This is a genomic window from Moorena sp. SIO4A5 (assembly GCF_010672005.1).
Lineage (GTDB): Bacteria > Cyanobacteriota > Cyanobacteriia > Cyanobacteriales > Coleofasciculaceae > Moorena.
Map to the genome: position 1 here is coordinate 1 of NZ_JAAHHZ010000602.1, position 3,007 is coordinate 3,007.

Annotated in this window: 3 protein-coding genes and 1 pseudogene; 3 read left to right on the forward strand and 1 reads right to left on the reverse strand. The window is 40.8% G+C overall.

Annotated elements, in window-relative coordinates:
• Positions 1-359: 359 nt before the first annotated feature.
• The 3 genes and pseudogenes from F6K57_RS41715 (at position 360) to F6K57_RS41725 (ending at position 2,462) form a co-directional block, all read left to right on the forward strand.
• Positions 360-575: a hypothetical protein gene (locus F6K57_RS41715; protein WP_293042380.1), complete on the forward strand. Its 216-nt coding sequence runs from the start codon at positions 360-362 to the stop codon at positions 573-575.
• A 254-nt stretch (positions 576-829) separates the two neighbouring features.
• Positions 830-1,159: pseudogene (locus tag F6K57_RS41720) on the forward strand (hypothetical protein); the annotation flags it as partial.
• Positions 1,160-1,271: 112 nt separating this feature from the next.
• Complete coding sequence (locus F6K57_RS41725; protein WP_075904525.1) at positions 1,272-2,462, forward strand: RNA-guided endonuclease TnpB family protein; 1,191 nt, start codon at positions 1,272-1,274, stop codon at positions 2,460-2,462.
• A gap of 43 nt (positions 2,463-2,505) precedes the next feature.
• On the opposite strand, the gene F6K57_RS41730 is transcribed toward F6K57_RS41725, so the two are convergent.
• Positions 2,506-3,007: DUF4126 domain-containing protein (locus F6K57_RS41730; protein ID WP_293075063.1), on the reverse strand; the 502-nt coding region annotated here is incomplete at its 5' end.

Below are 3,007 nucleotides of genomic sequence, written 5' to 3' on the forward strand. Positions count from 1 at the left end.
AAACTGGGCAAAAAAGAAACAAACGAATTCGCTATCCTGTGGTCAAAAAAGGAAAAACGGTTGCTAAAAAAGGTAAAAATAAGAAGACATAACTCAAATTTTGAATAAATTTGCTAACATCTCAGCCTCAAAAGAAGACTGGGTTATTTGATCATAGTCTAAACTCCAGTTAATAGAGCGTGGAGAGTAATATTATCCTGATCCTAATACTAACCTCAAGACTTCTTTAGAAATCTGGACTTATAAAGTTAAAGAAATTTAAGCCTTAATAGATACTGAAGTCCAGCAAATAAAACTTCATGGCAGCGGACGAGGACTATTAGAATAGAAAAGTACGCTCGACTTGACCGGAGTGTTTTATGGTTTCATCAGAACTAATCTCGACCTTGAGAGAACTGAGTCGCTCAGACAAGTTCTATATCATACAGATTCTGATTTCGGAACTAGCCCAACAAGAAACGGATTTAATTAAACCTGACCAGTCTTACCCAGTGTGGTCGCCTTATGATGCGGTTGAGGCAGCGGATACAATGTTAAAAGTGCTACAGGCTGTCAAAGCTCAAGATCATGGGTAATCCTGAACGATATCCATTTGTTTCCAGTGATACAGCCTTAGGCGAAGCTAGTTTTCGCCCGTATTTGCCTTTTACCTTAGTTTATCAACAGGGTACATCAGGTTAAGTAAATTCAAGCCTTAATAGATAAGGAGAAAGAAAAAATGAAACTGTGGAGTGATAACTTTACCAATGGTGATAAGATTCCTAAAGAGTTTGGTTTTGGTAAATATCACCCACAAAAACACATGGTATTTTAAGATAACAAAAATCCCCATTTAGGTTGGAGTGATTTACCACCAGGAACCCGTTCTCTAGTCTTAATTTGCCATGACTCTGATGTGCCAAGTGTATTTGATGATGCTGAGCAAGAGGGTAAAATTGTCTCAGCTAGCCTACCCCGTATAGATAGTTATCATTGGGTCTTGGTAGATTTATCACCGGATATTCAATCGATTGCTGCTGGTGAGTTCAGTGATGGCGTAATTCCTGGGGGCAAAAATGGCCCTGAAGCCCCGTTAGGTACTCGCCAGGGAATCAATGATTATGGCGAAGGGTATGTTGGCGATCCTGAAATGGCAGGATATTATCGGGGCGATGCGTAAAACCCCCGCGTTTTAACCGGGGGATATAAGCGAGTTTGACGAATTTATTCGGCTGTCAAGCTAGTATTATGCTAGAATAATTAGTATAACTCTATAGATAGTGAGTCTAACTTTGATAGTCTACGAGTTCAAAGCAAAAGGTAAAGACAGTCAGTACAAGGCAATTGATGAGGCAATACGCACCTATAAGTTCATCCGTAATTCTTGTCTAAGATATTGGATGGACAATAAAGGTGTGGGCAAATATGACCTCAATAAATATTGTCGGGTACTGGCCAAAGAATTCCCCTTTGCAAACCAGCTCAACTCTCAAGCTAGGCAGTCTGCGGCTGAATGTACTTGGAGCGCAATTAGTCGATTTTACGAGAACTGTAAAAGAAAGATACCCGGAAAGAAAGGCTTTCCCAGGTTCAAGAAACACCCTCGTTCAGTTGAATACAAAAAAACGGGATGGAAGCTTTCAGAGAACCGAAAGGCTATCACTTTCACCGATCAAAACAAGATCGGAAAATTGAAGCTGAAAGGAACCTATGATCTCCATTTATATCAACTCGAAGACATTAAACGAGTCAGGTTGGTTAGAAGAGCGGATGGGTACTATGTGCAGTTTTGTATTTCAGTAGATCTCAAGATAGAAACTGAACCAACAGGTAAAGCCATTGGCTTGGATGTCGGGATTAAATACTTCCTAGCGGATAGCTTGGGAAATACAATTGAAAACCCAAAGTTCTATCGAAAGTCAGAGAAACAGTTAAATCGTGCTAATCGCAGAAAATCTAAAAAGTACGTTCGTGGAGCCAAGCCGCAATCAAAAAACTATCACAAAGCTAGATGTCAATATGCCCGAAAGCATTTAAGAGTAAGTCGGCAGCGTAAAGAGTATTGCAAGCGAGTCGCATACTGCGTAATCCACTCTAATGATGTGGTCGCCTATGAAGACTTAAATGTGAAGGGTATGGTAAAAAATCGACATCTAGCCAAGTCAATTAGTGATGTTGGATGGTCAACTTTTCGACACTGGTTAGAATATTTTGGAGTGAAATATGGCAAGCTAACAATTACTGTAGCTCCCCATAACACCTCTCAAAACTGCTCTAACTGTGGAAAAAAAGTTAATAAGTCTCTATCAACAAGAACTCACATTTGTTCGTGTGGATACACAGAAGATAGAGACATTAACGCTGCCAAAAACATTCTAAAAAAGGCTCTAAGTACCGTAGGGCATACGGAATCTTTAAAGCTTGGGGAGTTTAATCCGCTTTTAATGTTGGAGCAATCCTGCATTAGAAAGATTGAACTGTGAACCAAGAATCCCCGTCTTTTTAAAGCGGGGAGTGTCAACGCCTTCAGTCAGGATTCTGGTCATGGCTTTGATCACTGATACGGGAACGCTTACCTCGAAAATACCAACGATACCAATGCTTAGCACTGCGAATCGCTAACCACAGTAGTAGTAAAGCGATTAATCCTCCTTGTTCAGGAGCATCAAAAGCCAAAATTATCAAAACTACGCACAGAAAATCCTGAAGAAACACTACCCACACAGGTAAGCCACGCAAACGGTAGAACCATCCCACTTGAACTAACTGGAGTACGAAGGCTAATAAGCCGCCGACAATACCGACTACCCAGACAAATCCCGTTAGTTCTTCAGCAAACTGAGTCACAGCAATACCAAGAATTGCCCCTACCAGAGGACTCAAGACTAGCTGAACTATTTGTAAGACTCGCTGTCCTAATAGATTTTTGGAGGCAAATAGCTCCACCAATGACCAAATTGTCAAGATAGTCAGCAAGACTGGGGGATGAATCTGTGACAGTAACGGTACCTTCGACCAGAGTTGGTCA

Bases quoted from the DNA above. Each gene is read 5' to 3' on its own strand.
- F6K57_RS41715 (WP_293042380.1), top strand. From the start codon at position 360: ATGGTTTCATCAGAACTAATCTCGACCTTGAGAGAACTGAGTCGCTCA.